Source organism: Paracoccus sp. S1E-3, assembly GCF_013868135.1.
GTDB lineage: Bacteria > Pseudomonadota > Alphaproteobacteria > Rhodobacterales > Rhodobacteraceae > Paracoccus.
The window spans coordinates 480216-500062 of record NZ_JACEMU010000004.1 but is presented as its reverse complement, the minus strand read 5'-3'; the positions used below and the strand labels follow the sequence as shown (position 1 = coordinate 500062).

The following is a 19847-nucleotide window of genomic DNA, read 5'->3' as shown; positions in this document are numbered from 1 at the left end:
CGGGACGGGCACTCACGAAAAGGGCTTGTTTTCCAGAAGACTATCGCGCGAGTCTTTGTTTTGCACGCCCGATTCCGCCGCTTGCGCCGGACATCGCCCTTCATTGGCCCGAGAATTCATGCTGTACGACCGCATCATCAAGCAGGGGACGATCAACGAGCCGAAGGGCAAGCCGGCGCCGGACTTTGCGCTGCCGTCGACGGTCAACTGGATGCGTGCCCTGCGGACCCGCGTCGGTGGCGACCAGCGTGACGCCGTGGCCGTCCCCGCTCTCGCGCCAGACGGGCTCGCCCTTGCGCGTGTCGGCGTCGACCTCTTCGAGGAAGCCCTTGGCGAGCATCGCGCCGACCACCTTGGCGGCAGCGCCGCCGCGCAGGCTGTCGGGCAGCGGCAGGGCGATGTGCTCGGGCCGCTGGGCGGCGGTGCTCAGGATCAGGGCTTGGGTGTCGGAAAGCTTGGTCATCGTCGTCTCCCGTATCGGGGCGCGCGGGATGCGGGCCCTTCTACGAGGTCGAGCCCGCCAGTCGGCGGGCGGGACCGGGAGCGGGTCGTCTCACTCGGCGTGTTCGCCTTCGTGGAAGGCCATGTCGGTGATCTCGCGCAGCTTGGCGCGGTAGTGGTTCAGGGTGCCGACATGGCCCCAGTTGATCTCGTCGGGGCTGGTCTCGAAGTGGTCGGCGCTAAGGGCGGCGAGCCGCTCCAGCATCGCGTCGATCTCAGTCTTCGCGGCGATGAAGGCGTCGAGGGCTTTCGTGTTGTCGGTCGCGCGGCGGGTCATCGTGGTGGCTCCGTGGTGAGTTGCATCGTCCTTGTGGAGACACGTTCGCTCTGTCCGGGACGCTTATCAACTCGATAAGCACATGATTTTGAATGATAATCGGAGCTGTCGATGCAGGGCATGAGCGAGCGCCAGTACGCCGCCCATGTCGGGCTGTCGCGGGGTGCGATCCAGAAGGCTAAGGCCGCCGGCCGGCTCGTCCTGCACGAGGATGGCAGCATCGACGCCGCGGCTTCGGACATGCGGCGTGCAGAGACGACCGACCCGTCGAAGACCCGCAAGCCGCCCGCGCCGAAGCTGAAACCCGTGCCCGAGGCCGCCGTCGCCGCCGTCGGCGACACGCTACGGGAACAGGGGCTGTCCGCCCCGGCCGTCGGCGGCGGTACGACCTTCCTGCAGGCCAAGACCGCGAACGAGGTGCTGAAGGCACAGGAGCGGCGCATCCGGCTGCAGAAGCTGAAGGGGGAACTGGTCGACCGCGCCCGGGCGGAGACGCTGATGTTCCGGCTCGCGCGCGACGAACGCGATGCGTGGGTGACCTGGCCGGCGCGCGTCGCGGCGCTTATGGCCTCGGAGCTCACCGCGGCGCTGGGGGACGCGTGCGAGGTGGAGGCGGCGCTGATGCAGAAGGTTCTGGAGGCCCATGTCCGCGCCCAGCTCGACAGCCTCGCGGAGATCCGACCCGGGCTTGGATGACGATCTTGTCGGATTCGACGGGTCCGCCGCGCTGATCCGTGCCTGGTCGCGGGGCCTGCGGCCCGACCCGGACCTGACCGTCTCGAGCTGGGCCGACCGCCACCGGAAACTCGCTTCGCGCGCCTCGGCCGAGCCCGGGCAGTACCGGACCGCGCGCACGCCCTACATGCGCGAGATCATGGACCGGCTCTCGCCCGGCGATCCGACCCAGCGCATCGTTTTCATGAAGGCCGCGCAGGTTGGCGCGACCGAGGCCGGCAACAACTGGATCGGCTTCGTCATCCACCAGGCGCCGGGGCCGATGCTCGCGGTCCAGCCGACGGTGGAACTGGCCAAGCGGAACTCGCGCCAGCGCATCGACCCGCTGATCGACGAGAGCCCCGAGCTGCGGGACCGTGGCCGAGGGCGGGACCGGCGATCTGTTCTACACCATGAACAAGGAGGCCGCGGGCGACGATCTCGGGCTGACGCTGCAGACCGGCTTTTCTACCCGCGCGCTGGTCGGCCTCTTCGGCTCCGACCGCTTCCGCCTCGCGGTCTCCGCCGACGGCAGCACCTTCTTCGACGGACTCAGCGTCGACAACGCCACCGGCATCGTCGATCAGCCCCGGCTGCCGCGCTTCAAGGCATACACGAACTACGACAACTACGTCGGCGTAGGGACCTGGACGAAGATCGGCCTGAACAACACCGACTACAACGATCAAGGCGGGTTCGAGGCCGCCAATAATCACTTCGTGGCCCCGGTGGACGGCACCTACCTTTTCGGCGCAACGCTGCTCTACAAGATCAACGCCAGCGCCACGGCCCGCATGCGCGGGCGGCTGGTGCTGAACGGGGCCACGGAAATCCGCGGCTCCCTCGGCGAAATCTCCGCCACCCACGTCTCGCTCGCAACCGCGATCTGGCTGCAGACCATGGTGCCGCTCACCGCGGGCGATACTGTCGAGCTGCAGGGGTATTTCCGGGTCGCGGACGGCTACTTCGCCGCCGATCACACGTCCTTCTGGGGCTGCAAGGTCGGCTGCGTCCGGTGCCGGCGGCATGCAGACGATCATCTTGATCGGTCGTCGCCTCTTGTCCGGCATCCGGCTCGACCACGAGCGGGCGGGGCGGGCGAAGCGGCTGTCCGTGTAGAGAGGGAAGGAAGAACCAGCGCCCTGGCCCGAGCACGTTTCCCATCGCCGCCGGCGGCGCGTTGGGAGCCGCGACCGCCGGCCCAGGCGCGTCGATGTTGATCGCCACCAGGTCGGGCAACGTCCGTTCATCACCCGGTGCGCCATGCGTTCGCAAGATCACCCCATCCTCGGTCAAATGGGTCTCGCCAAGGAACCGCCGCACTAGGAGTCGGGGCGACTCGTGCCCGTCGGCGAGCGCTCGAAGCCGAACCTCCGCGTCCGGCCCGCCATGGGAGAGCAAGTCGTCCACAAGGTCTCGAATGCTCGACAGGGGCGCCTCGCCGTGGACGCGGACGGCCAGCGGCGACGTTATGCCACCAAGACCGGGCGCGACCAGCCGCAGGCTAAGGTCGGTCTGGCCGACGTGGGCTGGCAGCACCCGCCAGTCGCGCAGATCGTGCAGCGTGATCTCGCGCTGTGTCTCAAGGATCGACCCGTCTGGCCTTGCCAGATAGGCCCGCGTGGCCGGGAGCGCGAGTTGCCAGTCCAGCGTCTCCGCCCCATCTGGCGCAGCGGCGCGCAGGCGGAGCCGCGCCTTGCGGACCCCGCCCGCGGGCAGCGGAACCTGGGCCGACCCAGCCTCATTGATCACCGCCGGCGTGGCGTCTTCCACCCGCAGGGTCCAGCCGGCAGGGAAGCCGGAGACGCTCAGCGCCTCGCCCCCGGCATCCATCGAGAAGCGCGCTGCCGGCGGCAGGATTCGTAGCCGGAGCCGTGCGCCCACGTTCCCGTCTTCTTCCGCGGCCACGTCGAGCGTGCCGAGGAAGCTCTCCTCCGGTGCTGATCGCCGCCAAGCGCCGCGCCCGCCGGAACGGTAGAGACGGCGCCGAGTCGGAAGGGAGACGAACCCGTGCCCCGCCCGGCGCAGGGCGATGTCGGGTAGACCTCGGAACACTGGCACCCCTCGCCCGTCGCGCACCGTGCTGTCCTGTGCACCGAAAGCGGCGATTTCGTCTCGCTCGGTGCGGTCCGCGCCCGTCTCGACCGCGAGTGACCAGTCGCGCACACCGATCCGCCCTTTGCCCTCAAGCCGCAGAAGCCGGCCCTCCGCGCTCTCGCCGCCCGGCTGGGCGACCAGACCCTCGCTGCAAGTCACCCGCGCATTCGCCCCCACGAGCGCCCAGACGAACGGGTCGTGGGTCCGCAGAGATGCGCTGCCGGCCCAGGCCAGCCGCCGCGCCGCGCCGTCGTCACCGCTTTCGGCCAACGTCCAGAGTGTCAGGCCCTCGGCTGGGTCGACCGCCCCTCCGCCGGGCAAGGAGACAGGTTGCAGCAGCCGGCCGTCAGCCATCGCCACCAGCTCAATCGGCGCCGACAGGGGGAAGGGGAAGCGGGCCGTCCGGCGTCCGCTGATCCTGGTCGCGCTCCAGCCGCCCTCCTCACGGTCGAGGGCTAGCATCAGGTCCGGGCAGGCCGCTGCCAGCGCGCCGGTCGGGGCGAGGCGCACGCGCGGATAGGCCGCATCGATACCGTCCATCAGACGCGCGGGCAGGCGGGTCGCTGGGGCGACGTCGACGAAGGCCCGCCAGGCGCCATCCTCATCACGCACCAGCTGGCGGCCCAACGGCTCATCGACCTCGCCGCCGGCCCGCACGGTCATCGCTTCGGCGAAGAGCGCACGGGCGGCATCCCCGTCGAAGCGTAGCGTAAGGCGCTCGCGCCAGGCCGGCTCCGCGCGGTCGAGCCAGCTCTCGACGTCGGCGGCGGCCAAATCGCGCGGTGCCCGGCCGCGCAAGTCGACAAGCTCGCGAGCGAACTGCACGAAAAGACCGTGGAACTCCTCGGTGCGATAGCCCATCGGCAAACGTTCCGCGCGTCTCCGGGCGAAGGCCAGCGCCTGCTCCTCTGGACAGCCTGCGCCGAAGCGCTCCAGATCGGCGACGAGGCCGACGAGCGCCGCACGATAGCCGCCTTCGTTCGCCAGAAGCCTCACAGGAAGCCCGCCCTCGGCGGCGAGCGTACGCAGGTACTGCACGCCCGCATCGCTGCTGCGGGGCGGCGGGCGACGCAGCTTCCGCAGTCCTCTGGCTGTTAGGTCACGCAGTGTAGCTTGGTCGAGACTGAGGCCGAGCTCATCCGTGAGGAAAGCCCAGGAGAAGGATCCGCCGGCGAAATTCCGTCGATAGTGCTCTGCTGCCCATAGGACGAAGGCCGCGGCCGTTTCACCGTCCCTCGATCGTCCAAGGCCGCTGCGGAGACCGATCTCGAGTTCGTCGAAGCGGCGTTCCGAAAGCCGGTACAGATGCAGCGGCCGACCGTCGATCTCGTCTTTGATCGAAGCAGCGAAGTCCATCGGCATCACGCTACCTCGTCCCTACAGTAACAGAGACATGAGGCTTGAGATCGTGCGATCTTTTGCTTGGCTTCCGAACACGCCGCAAGCGTTGCGCGAACTGCTGCAACGCTACCCGGGACACGGCCAAATTCATAAGTTCCGCCAACACTACTGATGATACCGTCTGTCCCTTCGAATCAGAGATTTGCATCCACTGTAGCAACGACTTCGCCAGTGGAGAACGTTGAATCCCGGTCCCGTCCACTCCGCCACTTGCCCTCGCGAAAGCGTTCTCCCGATCCGACTCCGGCCGGATTTTTCCGTTGTATTCGGGGGTTATGCGGGAGGGGCTGTTAACTGGCCCACGCCCCGAAGGGCGCACACGCGTTCTCTCCGGGCCGGTATTCTCCGGACCTGTTAACCGCCGCGCTTTCGGTGAACAGCTTTAAGTCATTGCTTTCAAGCGATCTTTCGAAGTCCGTGATGCACGCGATTTAGAAAATCCATCTGGATGGCGGATGGAACAGAGATCGAACGCCGCCCGTTGCTCGCTGGTTCGGCTGCAGCTGGGACCAATCTCACCCCAGCCGCTGTTCGTGCTTTGTGCTGAGTCAACCGCGTGTTACCGTTGTGAAAAAGTGTGAGGCGAGCAGTTGGCCCAGAAGTCAGACATCGAATGGACGGACGCGACGTGGAACCCGGTGACGGGCTGCACCAAGGTCGGTCCCGGTTGTGACAACTGCTACGCCGAGCGGTTCGCAGAGCGCTGGCGTGGAATCCCTGGACACCCCTACGAGCAGGGCTTTGACCTGACACTCTGGCCGTCGAGGCTGAAGCAGCCCGTGCTCTGGAAAAAGCCGCGGATGCCGGAGCTGCGACATGGCTGCCTGACTTCGCGATCCGCAAGCCGCGCGAGAACCGCATCAAGATGCGCCTCATTCTCGGAACGCACAGCGCTCATGGGGTCGAGGTCTTCCGAACTGTGCAGCAGAAGGTCGAGAAGGAAGGGTTGACCCCTTTGGAATTCCAGCGTGCTGACCATAGCTTCCAGCAGATCTGGAAGGCGACGGCAGTCTTGCCCGCTCCGGTGCACAGTGTGAGAAGGGCCCGCTTCCTGCCCTGAAGGGCCACTTGGACCGCGCGGTTCACCGCGATTTCCTGATAGTAGCGAAGGGGTTTGGCTCGGTCTGGAAAGGTGGGCGTCAGCAGCCGTTCGGCCACTTGGTCGTCGACAATGCCCTCGGCGCGGCGGAGCCGAGCCCAAAGGTCATCAGGCGCCGGGAAATCCGAAATCGTCCGCTCGATGCCGGTCGTGTAGTCGAACTCGACAATCTCGATCCCGTTGGTCGAATACGCGAACCGAAGTCCAAGGATTTCTGCATATTCCTTGGCTTGTTGGAGGCCCTCCGCGGCGTGCCGGTAGCGGGATTTGGCCTCAACGACGGCGATCGGGAAATCCGGATAATATCGGAGCAGATAGTCTGAGCGCTTCTGCTTGCCACGGCGAGCCTTGCCGCCGACAAATACAACTCGGCCGTCAGTAAAAGTTCTCTGCTCGTTTATCGCGTGCGGGCGATCATCCCAGCCTGCTTCCTGCAGCTTCGGGACGACAAACTTCCTGCAGGTGTCGGCTTCGTTCATATCGGAAATTCTTCAAGGTGCGTCTCGGCGACTTCCTGAGATAGGTACCCAGGGACCTTCGCCGCTAGCTGTGCTGATTTCTTTGACGTACTTGTAAGAAGTAGCACTGGCGCGCCCGCCTTGCGTTCGAGATACACACCAATGAGGCGTCTTAGCGTGTCTAGATTCGCCCAGCCATCTCCATCAGGTCCTCTAGGCTCCAATGGGATACGCTTGTATTCGATTCCTCTTGCTCGAAAATCCGAAAATGCTTCATCGGTCGATGAAAATATTGAGAAAAAGTCCGGAAAAGTCCTCGTATCAATTATAAGTAACGGGTTCTTCTCTTGGATAGCCTTCCTGAATGAGTGAGCAGAAATCTCAGCAATAGGCACCAGAACAATGCGAATTTTATCAAAGCTGTCGAACAATTGCAGCTGACGTGCGTTTTGAAACCCCCACTCGTCTCTTTGCGTGTTGGCTACCTCTGACGGTGTTGAGCTGTATACTAAATGGAGCTTGCGATCACGCACTGTCGACCTCCAAGGCTAGCTCAGCCTCCATGGCCGAATACGAAACCTTATAGACTTCCGTCGGTCGACCCCAATCTGGGGTGCCAAATACAAATTCGCCCGTTATTTTATCCTTGTAACTTCTATCTTTCAGAAAGACCCTTCGATAAAGCTGGGGCGCAACACCAACAAAAGGTCGAAACAAGACATGAGTGCCTCCCTGCGATGGAGGTGTCCAATCGTTGGATTCGGTCGTTATCGAGTCACTGTGTAGTTCAGTGGCTTTGCTCTTGGGATACGGCTCGATGAACTGCACCTCATCGATTCCTGAAGCCACGATGTGGCGTGCGCAGTAATGGCAAGGATAAGTGGTCACGTACATTCGGCAGCCGCAAGGAGACGTGCCAGAAACTGACGCGGACAATATTGCGTCCATTTCCGCATGGACAGCGCGGCTGAATTCAATCAAGCCACCAATTCTTGTCCCGCGAATGCGCTTGAGCACTTCAAACTTATCTTTGCCCTCCATCAGTTCGGGAAATTCTTCAAGCAGCTCCTCGATGATCTTATTTTGCTCACGGTTGCTGCTACAGAACACTGAGTCACGGAAAGCGCATCTTTGATCCCCTTCGAGCTGTATTGTGAATCCCTCTCCGTACAAGCCACCTCCGGCTTGCGGCACGTCGTTTGTACCGGTTGCAACAATATTGCCGTTGGCATCCACGAGCGCAGCGCCAACCTGTCGCGACAAGCAAGCACTTCTCATCTGGGCGGAGCGTGCATGATGCATGGCTGTTTCGGATATGGTGGGGCGGACAATCTTGGACTGCGTGATTAGATTTACGAAGCGGCGAAGCTGATCATTCATGCCTGTAAAAGCAAGATCGTCGCCAGCATCGATTGAGTTGTCGACAAAGAAGTCAGCTTCATGAAATGTATCCGAGACATGTTGTCCATGCTTCTCGGGCGCATCTTCATCCCGTGTCAAGAAATCCCGGACCTGCTCCTTTACTGTCGGTTCACCCCATTGGGATCGATCGAAAAAGTTTTCACGGATTCGCTTCTCCCGTTTTACGGGATCACATACAATTCCAAGCAACGTAAAGGCATCTTGGTAAACCTCGCGGAGTATGGCGACTTCCGCAGGGTGTCGGAGCGAATCAATTATATAGGCCCTATGCTTCCCGTCAGGCTCTACTGGGGCACCCGAGAAAGTTTGCCCTTGAAGCGTCGCTCGCAGTTCGGCGATCTGCTTTAGGGCGAGACGTGCAATGGCTGAATGATCCTCTGGGCGAGAGTACAACTTTCCCTCCCGAAGCTCGTCACCGCGGTCCTGCATCATTTCGACATTTTCGATGGATTTACGCGCACCAGTTGGCGGCACGGGCCGCCCAGCGCGTTCGGCAGCGGCTCGAATTAGAGAGCTAGCCTTTACTATTTCGACCTCAAAGTCAGTCTCCTCGAGAAACGCCTTAAGGATCTTTGCCGCAGTCCCAGAACCGGACCCGGCGGGGCCAACTATGGCAACAAATACTTCATTGGTGCGCAAGCCCTTTAGGACATCTTGCCCGGAACGCTTGTCGACAAAAATAGCTGATCGAGCGTTTTCTTGAGGTTTAGGATCTGATGTCATGGTTGCCTGTAGGACCCATCGTTGTCACTCTTTTCTTCCTTCTTAGCTGAAGTCGGTGCGACTCGTCGATGGAGTTCGTGCGGGTCAGCCCTTGTCCATCGGTTTGGAGCTGCTGGTCCCACTCAACCGGGAAAGGCTCCCGCAACCGCTCCAGCGTGACCTCAGGCACCTGCTTCCCTTCCAGGATCGCTTCTACGATGTGTGGCGCAAGCAGTGTCATTCGAAGACTGCGGGAGAGGAAGGAAGACGCGATCCCCTCGCGCTCGGCCAGTTCGGTGATGGTGGCGAATTCGCCCGACTCCAGCAGGCGCTTCCAGCGGAATGCGCGGGCCAGCGCCTTGACCAACGTGCTGTCCGTCCGTCTTTGATGCGAGACGTCGTCCGGCAGCTGCATCTCCTTCCGTCCACCGCGCCTCACGATGCGAAATGGGGCGTGGAGCGTCACTGTCTCGGGGATGGGCGTGCCGCGGGTCATGCGGCCGCCCCCATGTCCCCAGCCAACATCTCACGCGCGAGGCCGCCGAGGCCGTCCACGCGCAGCCGGACGTTCAGGCCATCGGTGCCGACGTCCACCCGCTCGACCAGCAGCGCCACGATGCGGGCCTGCTCGGCGGGGAAAAGTTCGTCCCACAGCGGGTCGAGCTGCTGAAGCGCTGCGCGGGCGTCGGCCTCGGTGAGGTCGTCGGCATGGGCGCGCGCCGCCTTCCACGTCCCCGCAACGATCTCCGGCTGGCGGAACACGGCGCGGAGCTGGTCGATGACAGCGCCCTCGATCTCGCCCGCAGGCACGCGGCCGACCGGACACGAACCAGCACCATGCTTCAGCACGGTCTGACTGACATAGTAGCGGTAGAGACGATCCCCCTTCCGAGTATGCGTCGGTGAGAACGCGGCGCCATCGGGCCCGAACAGCAGCCCCTTCAGCAGCGCGGGCGTGTCGGCGCGTGTGCGGGCGGCGCGCTTCCGGGGGCTCTCCTGCAGCATCGCATGGACACGGTCCCACGTCTCTTGGTCGATGATGGCGTCGTGCTCGCCGGGATAGCTGTCGCCCTTGTGGACCGCCTCGCCGATGTAGGCGCGGTTGCTGAGCATGCGGTAGATGTACTTCTTGTCGATCCGGTTGCCGCGCGGTGTCCGGATGCCGCGTGCGCCGACTTCTCGCGCCAGTTCCGTGCAGGATCCGATCTTGAGGAAGCGCGCGAAGATCCAGCGCACATGCGTGGCGCTATCCTCGCGTGGGCGCTCGAGGGTTGCATCGAATGGCAGCGGACGGGGCTGCGCCCACCGCCCGCCGTGATGGCCGCCACCGAGGATTACTTCGAGGCCGAGGACGCCATCGGTCGCTGGATCGACGAGCGCTGCTCTGTCGGGTTGCACCTCAGCGCCAGCACCTCCGCGATGTTCGCCGACTGGAAGGCGTGGGCCGATGCGAACGGCGAGTTCGCAGGCTCGGTCAGAAGGGTAAGCCGGAAACGGCGGAATATCACTGCGAGGGCTGCGACGCGGCAATCACGGAACACCACAAGACGGCGATGCTGGAAGGCGGCGAGTGGCGGGCGACCGCCACGGCCGCCGATCCGACCACGGTCGGGTATCACCTCTCGGCGCTCTATTCGCCGATCGGCTGGCTGAGCTGGGAGCGGATCGTTCGGGCATGGGACGCAGCTCAGGGGTCGGACGAGGCGATCAAGGCGTTCCGCAACACCATCCTAGGCGAGACATGGGTCGAGACCGGGAAAGCGCCCGACTGGCGGCAGCAGGAGACCAACAGCGCGCCATCCCCGCGAACAGGCACGGAAGCTGTTTCCGAGTCGGGATTTCCATTGATCGGGAAAATGGAAGCACTCGCCCATCCGCAGGGCCTTCGATGGGGGCCTCTGCAAATGTTGACCAGGTGTTGACAAGAATTTCAAAAGCAAAAACCCGACGGTTTAAGTCGGGCTCCAACATTTTGATATCGTTGATTTGTTTGGTTGCGGGGGCGCGCTACCTACGAGACCGACACTCGATCCAAGCGGCCATCTGACCGACCGTATATAGCCGCCTGAAAGCACCTGAGGCGTCCGATCAATCGTGTTGAAATCTCCGCACGAAACGCGGAAATCCCAACATGACTTATACAGGATCGCAGTTGGCAAGCTGACTTAGATAGTGGTCTAGATGGGACGCCAGCCGAATACCCCATCTGAACAACCAGGCAGCATTGCGTTCATCAGGGCGGTTTGCAGCATCTGTCGCTGATCCGCCTCGGGGATAGCCAGCAAATCCGCAGGCCCGAAAATCGCACGATGGGTCACGAAACCGCTGAGAAGGCTAAGCGCGAAATGCGCCCGTCCCGGATCCGCATGGCCAAACGCCCTGCTTAGAGGCAGGGCTAGTGACGTGCCAAAGAATTGCGCAATGATCGCCCGCGCCTCGCTGCAGAGGATGGACTGTGTCAGTAAATGAAGCGGCCTGACATCTTCTACCTTGCGCGGATCACGCAGGAAGGCCAGATCGCAGATCCGGTTGATCATGGTCGCGCCATCGGGGTCCCCTGCGGCGATGTCATCGAGGGGCGCAAGCGCCAGCAAGGCCTGACGGAATATCTCGGCCTTCGACCCGAAGGCGCGATGGACATAGGCCACATCGACCCCAGCCGCGGCGGCGATGTCGCGCAGGCTGGTGTCGGAATAGGGCATCCGCGCGAAAAGCAGCATCGCCGATGCAAGAATGCGTTCTTTCCCGGTTGCCTGCCCCGGCATGCGGTCGGTCGAGTTGGCTGAGTTGAGCGTCCTTGGCATGGGTGGCTTGTGTTCGTCCGGTGGCTTCGACGCGAAGAAACTGAAAATGCTGCCCCGGAGCAGAGGTGCGGCAAAATGCTGCCCCGGAGCAGAGGTGCGGCAAGGTGCAGCCCACACCGGGTCGTGTTGTTTAGCTGGTTTTTCAACAGCAAACAACCAGCAGCCGCTTTTGCGCGACAATACAGGTTTTCACCCTGTCATCGAGCGTTGACAACAGGGGAGCGTAGGGCGAAAACCGCATCGGGACATGCGCGAAGCATCCATCAGCACAGCAATCAGAGGCAGATCATGGCAAAGCCCGGCAGAAACACCATTATTCTGGGCGGCCTGGCCGTTGTCGCCGTGCTTGGCTGGCTGGCCTGGGACCGGCTGCAACCCGCCGGTCTGCCGGCGGGTTTTGCCAGCGCCAATGGCCGGATCGAGGCGACCGAGGTGGATATCGCGGCGCTCACCGGCGGCCGAATCGCCGAAATCACCGCTGCCGAAGGTGACATGGTCAGCGCAGGCGATGTGCTGGTGCAGATGGACGTGGTGCAGCTGAACGCACAAAAACGTCAGGCCGAAGCGCAGCTTGCCCGCGCCGAAATCGGCGTCGAGACAGCAAGGGCGCTGGTCGCTCAGGCCGAGGCACAAGAGCGCGCGGCCCGGGCCGCGGTTGATCAGGCAGGCTCGGTTGCCGATGCCGCGTCGCGCAGGCTTGAACGCTCTGAGCAGCTTGCAAAGACCAGTGCGATCTCGCAGCAGGTGCTGGATGATGACCGCGCCCGGGACGCCCAGGCCCGCGCCGGTGTGGCCTCGGCCGAAGCCAGCCATGCGGCAGCGCTGGCGGGGGTCAGCAGCGCGCAGGCGCAGGTGGTCGATGCAAGTGCGGCCGTCGAGGCGGCAAAGGCGTCGATTGATGCGATCCAGGCCTCTCTGGACGACGCCACGCTGAAAGCGCCGCGCACGGGCCGGATCCAGTATCGCATCGCACAAGAGGGCGAGATTGTCGGCTCTGGCGGGCGGATCCTCAGCCTTGTCGATCTGGGCGATGTCTATATGACGGTTTTTCTGCCGACATCGCAGGTCGGCCGGGTGCAGGTCGGATCAGAGGTGCGCCTTGTCATGGATGCGGCGCGGGAATTCGTGATCCCGGCCACGGTTTCCTATGTTGCCGATGTGGCGCAGTTCACGCCAAAGACGGTCGAGACCGCCGATGAGCGCGAAAAGCTGATGTTCCGCGTCCGTGCCCGCATCGACCCCGAGCTGCTGTCGCGGCATATCGAATATGTCAAAACCGGCCTGCCGGGCATGGCCTATCTGCGGCTTGATCCGGATGCCGCCTGGCCTGACTTTCTTTCCAATGTCGTGAAATGACCGGCTCAGTTGCCGGGGTCTCCGGCCTGACGCTGCGCTATGGCAAGGTCACGGCGCTTGACAATGTGACGCTGGAGATCCCTGAGGGGCGCATGGTCGGGCTGATCGGGCCAGACGGGGTCGGAAAGTCCAGCCTTCTGTCGCTGCTGGCCGGGGCACGTGTGATCCAGCAGGGCAAGGTCGAGGTTCTGGGCGGCGATATGCGCGATGTGGCGCATCGCAACCGCGTCTGCCCCCGCACCGCCTATATGCCGCAGGGTCTGGGCAAGAACCTCTACCCGACGCTTTCGGTCGAAGAGAACCTTGATTTCTTCGGCTCGCTTTTCGGTCATGACAAGGCCGAACGCGAGCGGCGGATCACCGATCTGCTGGCTGCGACCGGCATGACGCCGTTCCGGTCGCGCCCGGCGTCAAAGCTGTCGGGCGGCATGAAGCAAAAGCTGGGTCTGTGCTGCGCGCTGATCCATGATCCCGATTTCCTGATTCTTGACGAGCCGACCACCGGCGTCGATCCGCTGTCGCGCCGCCAGTTCTGGGATCTGATCGACCGAATCCGCGCGACACGGCCGGGGATGAGCGTGATCACCGCCACCGCCTATATGGAAGAGGCCGCGCGCTTCGACTGGCTGGTTGCGATGAATGCGGGCCGGGTGCTGGCCACCGGCACCACCAACGATCTGCTGTCGCGGACCGGGGCCGACACGCTTGATGCAGCCTTCATCGCGCTTTTGCCCGAAGAAGACCGGGGCGAAGACAGTGCCGTGGTGATCCCGCCGCGGACCACCGATGACAGCGATATCGCCATCGAGGCCGAGGGGCTGACGCAGCGCTTTGGCGATTTCGTGGCGGTCGACAATGTTTCCTTCCGCATCCCCAGGGGTGAGATTTTCGGCTTTCTGGGTTCGAACGGCTGCGGCAAGACGACGACGATGAAGATGCTCACCGGGCTTCTGGAGCCGAGTGAGGGCCGGGTAAAGCTTTTCGGCCATGAGGTCGATGCAAGCGATCTGTCGGTGCGCCGCCGGGTCGGGTTCATGTCGCAGGCCTTCTCGCTCTATTCCGAGCTGACGGTGCGTCAGAACCTTGATCTGCACGCGCGGCTTTTCGATATGGCGGCCGAGAAGATCCCCGCCAGGGTTGACGAGATGATCGCCCGGTTCGATCTGGGCGACGTGACCGACAGCCTGCCTGAGGCGTTGCCGCTGGGTATCCGCCAGCGGCTTTCGCTGGCGGTGGCGATGATCCATGCGCCCGAGATCCTGATCCTTGACGAGCCGACCTCGGGGGTGGACCCGGTGGCGCGCAACGGCTTCTGGCGCATTCTGGCGGAACTATCGCGCAAGGATGGCGTGACGATCTTTGTCTCGACCCATTTCATGAACGAGGCGGAATGGTGCGACCGCATCAGCCTGATGCATGCGGGCAAGGTGCTGGTCTCGGACACCGCCGAGGGGATCACGAAAGCCAAAGGTTGCGCCACGCTGGAAGACGCGTTCATCGCCTATCTTGAAGAGGCGATTGGCGAGACGGCACCCGCCCCCGCCGCTGCGCCCGAGGCCGCGCCCGAGGCCCCCGCAGCCGGGGTGACCCATCACGCGCAGCAATCCGGCTTCAGCCTGCGGCGACTGCTTAGCTATTCGCAGCTGGAAAGCCTGCAATTGCAGCGCGATCCGATCCGGCTGACCATGGCGTTGGTCGGCAGCCTTCTTCTGATGATCGTGGTGGGGCTGGGCATCAACATGGATGTCGAGGATCTGACCTTCGCCGCCCTTGACCGCGACCAGACCACCACCAGCCGCAATTATATCGCCGATATTGCGGGATCGCGCTATTTCATCGAACAGCCGGCCCTGACAAGTTACGACGAGATCGACGCAAGAATGCGCTCGGGCGAGCTGGCGCTGGCGATCGAGATCCCGCCCGGCTTTGCCGCCGATATCGCGGCAGGCAGGGATGTGCAGGTCGGGGCCTGGTTCGACGGCGCCAACCCCAGCCGCGCCAATACGGTGCAGGGCTATGTGCAGGGCATGCATGCCGACTGGATCACACGTCAGGCGCGTCAGCTTTACGGTGACAAGGCGAGCGGCGGCAGTTTCGAACTGGTGACCCGATACCGCTACAACCCCGACGTGCGCAGCCTGAATGCGATGGTCCCGGCGATCATCCCGCTGCTTTTGCTGATGATCCCGGCGATCCTGACCACGCTTTCGGTCGCGCGTGAACGCGAACTGGGCTCGATCATCAATTTCTACGTCACGCCGGTGACGCGGCTGGAATTTCTGCTTGGCAAACAGCTGCCCTATATCGCGCTGGCCATGCTGAATTTCTTCCTGATGATGGCCATGGCGGTCACATTCTTCGCAGTGCCCTTCAACGGCAGTTTTCTGGGCTTTACCCTTTCGGCGCTGATCTATGTCACCGCGACCACGGCGCTTGGTTTTCTGGTGTCGGTCTTCATCGCAAGTCAGGTCGCGGCGCTGTTCGCGACCGCCATGCTGACGATGATCCCGGCGGTCAGCTATTCGGGTTTGATCTACCCGGTCTCTTCGCTGTCGGGTTTTGGCCGGGTTCTGGGCGAGATCTACCCCTCGACCTGGTTTATCACCGCCGCGCGGGGGGCTTTCTCCAAGGCCTTCGGAATGGCGGAACTGGCCGGGCCGATGCTGGCCATGGGCATCGCCATTCCGGTGATTATCGGGCTGGCGGCGGCCTTCCTGGAAAAACAGGCGAAGTGAGGGGCGGATGAACCTGCGCAACACCTTCAATCTGGGCGTCAAGGAATTGCGCGGGCTCTGGCGCGATCCGGTGATGCTGGTGCTGATCGTCTATTCCTTTTCGCTCTCGATCTGGACCTCTGCGAACGTCTCGCCCGAGGCGCTGACGAATGCCGCGATCTCGATCGTGGATGAGGATCAGTCGCATCTCTCCGCCCGCATCACCTCGGCCTTTTATCCGCCCTATTTTGTCGAGCCGCAGATGACCACGACGGCCGAGATGGATCGGCGGATGGATCAGGGGCTGGATACTTTTGCGCTGAACATCCCACCGGATTTCGCGCGCGATGTGCTGGCCGGAAAAAACCCGGCGATCCAGCTGAATATCGACGCGACAAGGATGAGCCAGGCCTTCACCGGCGGCGGCTATATCCAGCAGATCGTGTCCTCCGAGGTTTCGGAATATGTGGCGGGCTACCGGGCCGAGACCGCGCTGCCGGTCGATCTGGCGCTCCGCGCGCGGTATAATCCCTCGCTGGATCCGAAGTGGTTCGGCGCGATTTCCGCCGTGATCCGGTCGATCACCATGCTGTCGCTGGTGCTGACCGGCGCGGCGCTGATCCGCGAAAAGGAACATGGCACGGTCGAGCACCTGCTGGTCATGCCCGTCACCACGACCGAGATCATGTTTTCCAAGATCTGGTCGATGGGGCTGGTGGTGCTGCTGGGGTCGATCTTTTCGCTAAGTGTTGTGGTGCAGGCGCTGATGGCGGTTCCGGTGCAGGGCTCGGTCGTGCTGTTTCTTGCGGGCGCGGTGCTGATGGTTTTCGCCATGACGGGGCTTGGAATTTTCCTTGCCACCATCGCCGGGTCGATGCCGCAATTCGCGCTTTTGCTGATGATGGCGCTTTTGCCGCTGCAGGTGCTGTCAGGCGCGATGACGCCGCGGGAATCCATGCCAGAGATCATCCAGACCATCATGCTTGCAGCCCCCAACACGCATTTCATCATCCTCTCGCAGGGCATCTTGTTCCGAGGTGCGGGGCTTGACGTGGTCTGGCCCCAGTTCGCGGCGCTGGCGGCGATCGGGGTGGCGCTGTTCTGGGTGGCACTGATACGATTCAAGAAATTCCTGCGGTAAGGCATATGTTGGGCCGCCTGCTTCTGATCCTGACGCTTGCGCTTGCAGGCTGCGCTGCGCGTCCGGGGCCGGAAGTTCTGGCCCCCGATGCCGGTGCCCTGCCCGAGGGCGCCCGCCTTGTCCGGGTGCTGACCATGACCACCCGCGCGCCCGAGGCAAATCTGCCGGGGGCCTTTGGCGACTCTCGCTCCATCCGGCCAAGCTGGCTGGAATACGAGGTCTCGGTGCCGCCTGGCCATCGGCCGGGAAAGATTGAATGGCCGGATCGCAATGGCAGCAGCGCCGACCGGAATTTCGTGATGCGCAGCCGGCAGACGCTTAGCCGTGACGCCTTTGCAAAGCGTCTCTCGCGCGAGGGGGTCGGGCTTTATGTCCACGGCTTCAACACCCGCTTTCATGAGGCCTTGTTCCGTACCGCGCAGCTTTCGGTCGATGCGCATATCGAGGAAAAGCCCGTCCTTTTTACATGGCCCTCGGCAGGCTATCCGGGCGCCTATCTGGCTGATCGTGACGCGTCTGACTTTTCCCGCGCGGCGCTTGCCGATCTGCTGCGGCTTTTGACAAAGGGTCGGTCCGCTTCCGACGCGGTGCCGGTGCTGGCTCACAGCATGGGCGCGCGGCTGACGATGGAGACGCTGGTGCAACTGCGTCTTGCCGGGCGGGACGATGTGCTGGACCGGATCGAGGTCATCCTTGCCGCCCCGGATATTGATATCGATCTTTTCCGCGCCCAGATGGTCAGCCTTGGGCCGATGAAGCATCCCATCACGGTGCTCGTCTCCTCGGACGATCTGGCGCTGAAACTGTCGTCGCGGCTTTCGGCACGTCGGATACGGCTTGGGCTTGTCGATGTGCGTGATCCGGCGGTCCAGCGCCTGGCGGTCGCGACCGGAATACGGATCGTGGATATTGCCGATATTCCGACCGATGATCCCGCCCACAGCCGCTATGTCGGCCTGCTTTCCGGCGAGGCCGGGGCTGTGGTTGAAAACACCCTTTTCGGTGAGGTACGCTTGGCTGGGGCCTTTGTCTTCAATCAGGTCGGTGGTGTCTTCACTGGCATCGGTGATGTGCTGGCGGATTGAGGCCGCGGCCTTGGCCCGGCGTTGGTGCCAGCGGAATTGGCCGGGTCATGGCCTCGACGTCGCGCGGTTTTGCCGGTAATCGTCCATGATGATCAGGGCAGGGACAGGGGATTCCGTGTCCGCCGCCGGACGCCGATGCTTTGCCTGTTCAGTCCGGGGGCGGCTGTTTCGGCGGTTTGACGGCGCTTTACGACATGTCGTCGGCATCGGGCCTTGGGCGCAATGCCTATGTTCAAGAAAAATCTTGAACTCTTTGATTTCGATCAACACTCGTTGATAGTTCTGTGCTAACTTCCGCCGGTAAATTGGAGACGCGACATGGCCCTTACTCCCAAATCAGATGGCTCGGGTGCAACCGGCGATGAAAGCCTTGGCATCGAGGCTTTTCAGGCCGTTGACCGCATACGAGAGGCGCTCTCGGGACAGCTCAGCGGCGGGGTCTCGCCCGGCTCGCTGATGATGGCCTATGTCGACTGGGCCTTTCATCTGGCGCAGGCACCGGGCAAGCAGATGGAACTGGGCGTCAAGGCGGGCCGCAAATGGCAGCGTCTCATGGCGCATCTGATGGCCTCGGCGATGGATCCGCAGGCCGCGCCGGTCATCACGCCCTTGCCGGGCGACCGCCGTTTCGCCGGTGAAGCCTGGGCGAAACCGCCCTTCAGCTGGATGTCGCAGGCTTTCCTGCTGCAGCAGCAATGGCTGCATAACGTCACCCATGAGGTTCCGGGCGTGACGAAGCACCACGAGGATGTGGTGTCTTTTGCCGCGAAACAGATCCTTGATGTCTGTGCGCCTTCGAACAACCCTTTTACCAATCCCGAGGTTGTGGCACGGACCTGGGCTACCGGAGGCATGAACCTTGTGAAGGGCTGGCAGAACTGGCTGCAGGACGTCGTCCGCCAGATCCGGCAGGAGCCGCCAGAGGGTGTCGAGGCCTTTACACCGGGTCGCGATGTGGCGGTGACGCTGGGCAAGGTAATCTTCCGCAACCACCTGATCGAACTGATCCAGTATACGCCCACGACAGAAACCGTGCACCCCGAGCCGGTGCTGATCGTTCCGGCCTGGATCATGAAATACTATATCCTCGACCTCAGCCCGGAGAATTCACTGATCCGCTGGCTGGTGGCGCAGGGCCACACGGTTTTCGCCATTTCCTGGCGCAATCCGGGTGCAGAGGATCGTGATCTGACGCTGGAGGATTATCGCCGGCTGGGCGTGATGGCCGCGTTGGATGAGATCACCCGTCTAATGCCCGATCAGAAAATCCACGCCACCGGCTATTGTCTGGGTGGCACTTTGCTGTCGATCGCGGCGGCTGCCATGGCGGGGAAGGGGGACGCGCGTCTCGCCTCGCTGACGCTGCTTGCCGCGCAGGTCGATTTCGCCGAACCGGGCGAGCTTGCGTTGTTCATCGACCCAAGCCAGCTGCATCTTCTTGAAAGCATGATGTGGAACCGCGGCTATCTCTCTGCCGATCAGATGGCGGGGGCGTTTCAGCTTTTGCGCTCGAATGACCTAATCTGGTCCCGGATGGTGCGCGATTACATGATGGGCGAGCGGACGGCGATGAATGATCTCATGGCCTGGAATGCCGACAGCACCCGGATGCCCTATCGGATGCATGCCGAATATCTGCGCAGGCTTTATCTGAATAATGAGCTTTCTTCGGGACGCTTCACCGCCGGGGGCAAGACAGTTCTGTTGCAGAACATCCGGGTGCCGATCTTTGCCGTCGGGACCGAGCGCGATCATGTCGCACCCTGGAAGTCGGTCTACAAAATCCACCAGTTCACCGATTGCGAGGTGACTTTCGCGCTGACGTCGGGCGGGCATAATGCGGGGATCGTCTCTCCTCCCGGTCACCCGCGCCGCCGCTACCGGCTGGCGACCCGCGCCCATGACGACGCGCTTTTGCCGCCCGAGACCTGGGTCGAGGCCAATCCTGCAACCGAGGGTTCGTGGTGGACGCCCTGGCAGGCCTGGCTTGCCGCGCGTTCGGGTGCCCCCGCCGCGCCGCCCGCAATGGGCAACGCGCTGGCAGATGCGCCCGGCACATATGTTTTCCAGAGGTGA

14 protein-coding genes and 4 pseudogenes are annotated in these 19847 nt (G+C 63.0%); 9 read left to right on the top strand and 9 right to left on the bottom strand.

Features of this window, described 5'->3' with window-relative positions; all coding sequences use genetic code 11:
- Positions 1-100: 100 nt before the first annotated feature.
- Positions 101-463: a hypothetical protein gene (locus tag H1S04_RS02485; RefSeq protein WP_366521895.1), complete on the bottom strand. Its 363-nt coding sequence runs from the start codon at positions 461-463 to the stop codon at positions 101-103.
- A 90-nt stretch (positions 464-553) separates the two neighbouring features.
- The gene (locus H1S04_RS02480) at positions 554-778 is read right to left on the bottom strand and encodes a hypothetical protein (RefSeq protein ID WP_181743966.1); all 225 of its coding nucleotides are present in this window, start codon (positions 776-778) and stop codon (positions 554-556) included.
- A 111-nt stretch (positions 779-889) separates the two neighbouring features.
- On the opposite strand from H1S04_RS02480, the gene H1S04_RS02475 reads away from it, so the two are divergent.
- Complete coding sequence (locus H1S04_RS02475) at positions 890-1474, top strand: hypothetical protein (protein WP_181743965.1); 585 nt, start codon at positions 890-892, stop codon at positions 1472-1474.
- A pseudogene (locus H1S04_RS02470) lies at positions 1422-1886 on the top strand (phage terminase large subunit family protein); the annotation flags it as partial. The gene H1S04_RS02475 and the pseudogene H1S04_RS02470, both read left to right, overlap by 53 nt.
- A gap of 515 nt (positions 1887-2401) precedes the next feature.
- Here H1S04_RS02470 and H1S04_RS02465 read toward each other — a convergent pair.
- Positions 2402-4951, bottom strand: coding sequence for an STY4851/ECs_5259 family protein (locus H1S04_RS02465; RefSeq protein ID WP_181743964.1), 2550 nt, complete (start codon positions 4949-4951; stop codon positions 2402-2404).
- Positions 4952-5628: 677 nt separating this feature from the next.
- On the opposite strand from H1S04_RS02465, the gene H1S04_RS18585 reads away from it, so the two are divergent.
- Positions 5629-5940 carry a DUF5131 family protein gene (locus H1S04_RS18585; RefSeq protein WP_370470458.1) on the top strand — a complete coding sequence of 104 codons (312 nt, stop codon included), beginning with the start codon at positions 5629-5631 and terminating at the stop codon, positions 5938-5940.
- Here the strand turns inward: H1S04_RS18585 and H1S04_RS02455 are convergent.
- The 5 genes and pseudogenes from H1S04_RS02455 to H1S04_RS02435 all read right to left on the bottom strand — a co-directional run.
- Positions 5936-6568 (bottom strand): annotated as a pseudogene (locus H1S04_RS02455) (DEAD/DEAH box helicase family protein); the annotation flags it as partial. The gene H1S04_RS18585 and the pseudogene H1S04_RS02455 overlap by 5 nt on opposite strands.
- The gene (locus H1S04_RS02450; protein WP_181743962.1) at positions 6565-7080 is read right to left on the bottom strand and encodes a hypothetical protein; all 516 of its coding nucleotides are present in this window, start codon (positions 7078-7080) and stop codon (positions 6565-6567) included. The pseudogene H1S04_RS02455 and the gene H1S04_RS02450, both read right to left, overlap by 4 nt.
- The gene (locus H1S04_RS02445; RefSeq protein ID WP_181743961.1) at positions 7073-8692 is read right to left on the bottom strand and encodes an anti-phage dCTP deaminase; all 1620 of its coding nucleotides are present in this window, start codon (positions 8690-8692) and stop codon (positions 7073-7075) included. The genes H1S04_RS02450 and H1S04_RS02445 overlap by 8 nt, the downstream gene beginning before the upstream one ends.
- Positions 8676-9167, bottom strand: a complete 492-nt coding sequence (locus H1S04_RS02440) for a hypothetical protein (RefSeq protein WP_366521894.1) — start codon at positions 9165-9167, stop codon at positions 8676-8678. Before H1S04_RS02440 ends, H1S04_RS02445 begins: the two co-directional genes overlap by 17 nt.
- A pseudogene (locus tag H1S04_RS02435) lies at positions 9164-9925 on the bottom strand (recombinase family protein); the annotation flags it as partial. The pseudogene H1S04_RS02435 and the gene H1S04_RS02440, both read right to left, overlap by 4 nt.
- Positions 9926-10149: 224 nt before the next feature.
- Here H1S04_RS02435 and H1S04_RS02430 point away from each other — a divergent pair.
- A pseudogene (locus H1S04_RS02430) lies at positions 10150-10449 on the top strand (terminase gpA endonuclease subunit); the annotation flags it as partial.
- A gap of 399 nt (positions 10450-10848) precedes the next feature.
- Here the strand turns inward: H1S04_RS02430 and H1S04_RS02425 are convergent.
- Positions 10849-11655 (bottom strand): TetR/AcrR family transcriptional regulator, encoded by an 807-nt coding sequence (locus H1S04_RS02425; protein ID WP_181743960.1) that lies wholly within the window; start codon positions 11653-11655, stop codon positions 10849-10851.
- 108 nt (positions 11656-11763) lie between these two features.
- Here H1S04_RS02425 and H1S04_RS02420 point away from each other — a divergent pair, with 108 nt between their 5' ends.
- From H1S04_RS02420 to H1S04_RS02400, 5 genes are all read left to right on the top strand, one after another.
- Positions 11764-12831, top strand: coding sequence for an HlyD family secretion protein (locus H1S04_RS02420; RefSeq protein ID WP_035745651.1), 1068 nt, complete (start codon positions 11764-11766; stop codon positions 12829-12831).
- Positions 12828-15566 carry a ribosome-associated ATPase/putative transporter RbbA gene (gene rbbA, locus H1S04_RS02415; RefSeq protein WP_068767090.1) on the top strand — a complete coding sequence of 913 codons (2739 nt, stop codon included), beginning with the start codon at positions 12828-12830 and terminating at the stop codon, positions 15564-15566. The genes H1S04_RS02420 and rbbA overlap by 4 nt, the downstream gene beginning before the upstream one ends.
- 7 nt (positions 15567-15573) lie before the next feature.
- Positions 15574-16686 (top strand): ABC transporter permease, encoded by a 1113-nt coding sequence (locus H1S04_RS02410; RefSeq protein WP_035745648.1) that lies wholly within the window; start codon positions 15574-15576, stop codon positions 16684-16686.
- A gap of 5 nt (positions 16687-16691) precedes the next feature.
- Positions 16692-17771 carry an alpha/beta hydrolase gene (locus tag H1S04_RS02405; RefSeq protein WP_181743959.1) on the top strand — a complete coding sequence of 360 codons (1080 nt, stop codon included), beginning with the start codon at positions 16692-16694 and terminating at the stop codon, positions 17769-17771.
- Between the two features lie 318 nt (positions 17772-18089).
- Positions 18090-19847, top strand: coding sequence for an alpha/beta hydrolase (locus tag H1S04_RS02400; protein ID WP_181743958.1), 1758 nt, complete (start codon positions 18090-18092; stop codon positions 19845-19847).

Coding starts and splice junctions, on each gene's coding strand:
- H1S04_RS02480 (WP_181743966.1), bottom strand. CDS start 778: ATGACCCGCCGCGCGACCGACAACACGAAAGCCCTCGACGCCTTCATC.
- H1S04_RS02475 (WP_181743965.1), top strand. CDS start 890: ATGCAGGGCATGAGCGAGCGCCAGTACGCCGCCCATGTCGGGCTGTCG.
- H1S04_RS02400 (WP_181743958.1), top strand. CDS start 18,090: ATGGCCCTTACTCCCAAATCAGATGGCTCGGGTGCAACCGGCGATGAA.
- H1S04_RS02405 (WP_181743959.1), top strand. CDS start 16,692: ATGTTGGGCCGCCTGCTTCTGATCCTGACGCTTGCGCTTGCAGGCTGC.
- H1S04_RS02445 (WP_181743961.1), bottom strand. CDS start 8,692: ATGACATCAGATCCTAAACCTCAAGAAAACGCTCGATCAGCTATTTTT.
- H1S04_RS02485 (WP_366521895.1), bottom strand. CDS start 463: ATGACCAAGCTTTCCGACACCCAAGCCCTGATCCTGAGCACCGCCGCC.
- H1S04_RS02410 (WP_035745648.1), top strand. CDS start 15,574: ATGAACCTGCGCAACACCTTCAATCTGGGCGTCAAGGAATTGCGCGGG.
- H1S04_RS02465 (WP_181743964.1), bottom strand. CDS start 4,951: ATGCCGATGGACTTCGCTGCTTCGATCAAAGACGAGATCGACGGTCGG.
- H1S04_RS02440 (WP_366521894.1), bottom strand. CDS start 9,167: ATGACCCGCGGCACGCCCATCCCCGAGACAGTGACGCTCCACGCCCCA.
- H1S04_RS02420 (WP_035745651.1), top strand. CDS start 11,764: ATGGCAAAGCCCGGCAGAAACACCATTATTCTGGGCGGCCTGGCCGTT.
- rbbA (WP_068767090.1), top strand. CDS start 12,828: ATGACCGGCTCAGTTGCCGGGGTCTCCGGCCTGACGCTGCGCTATGGC.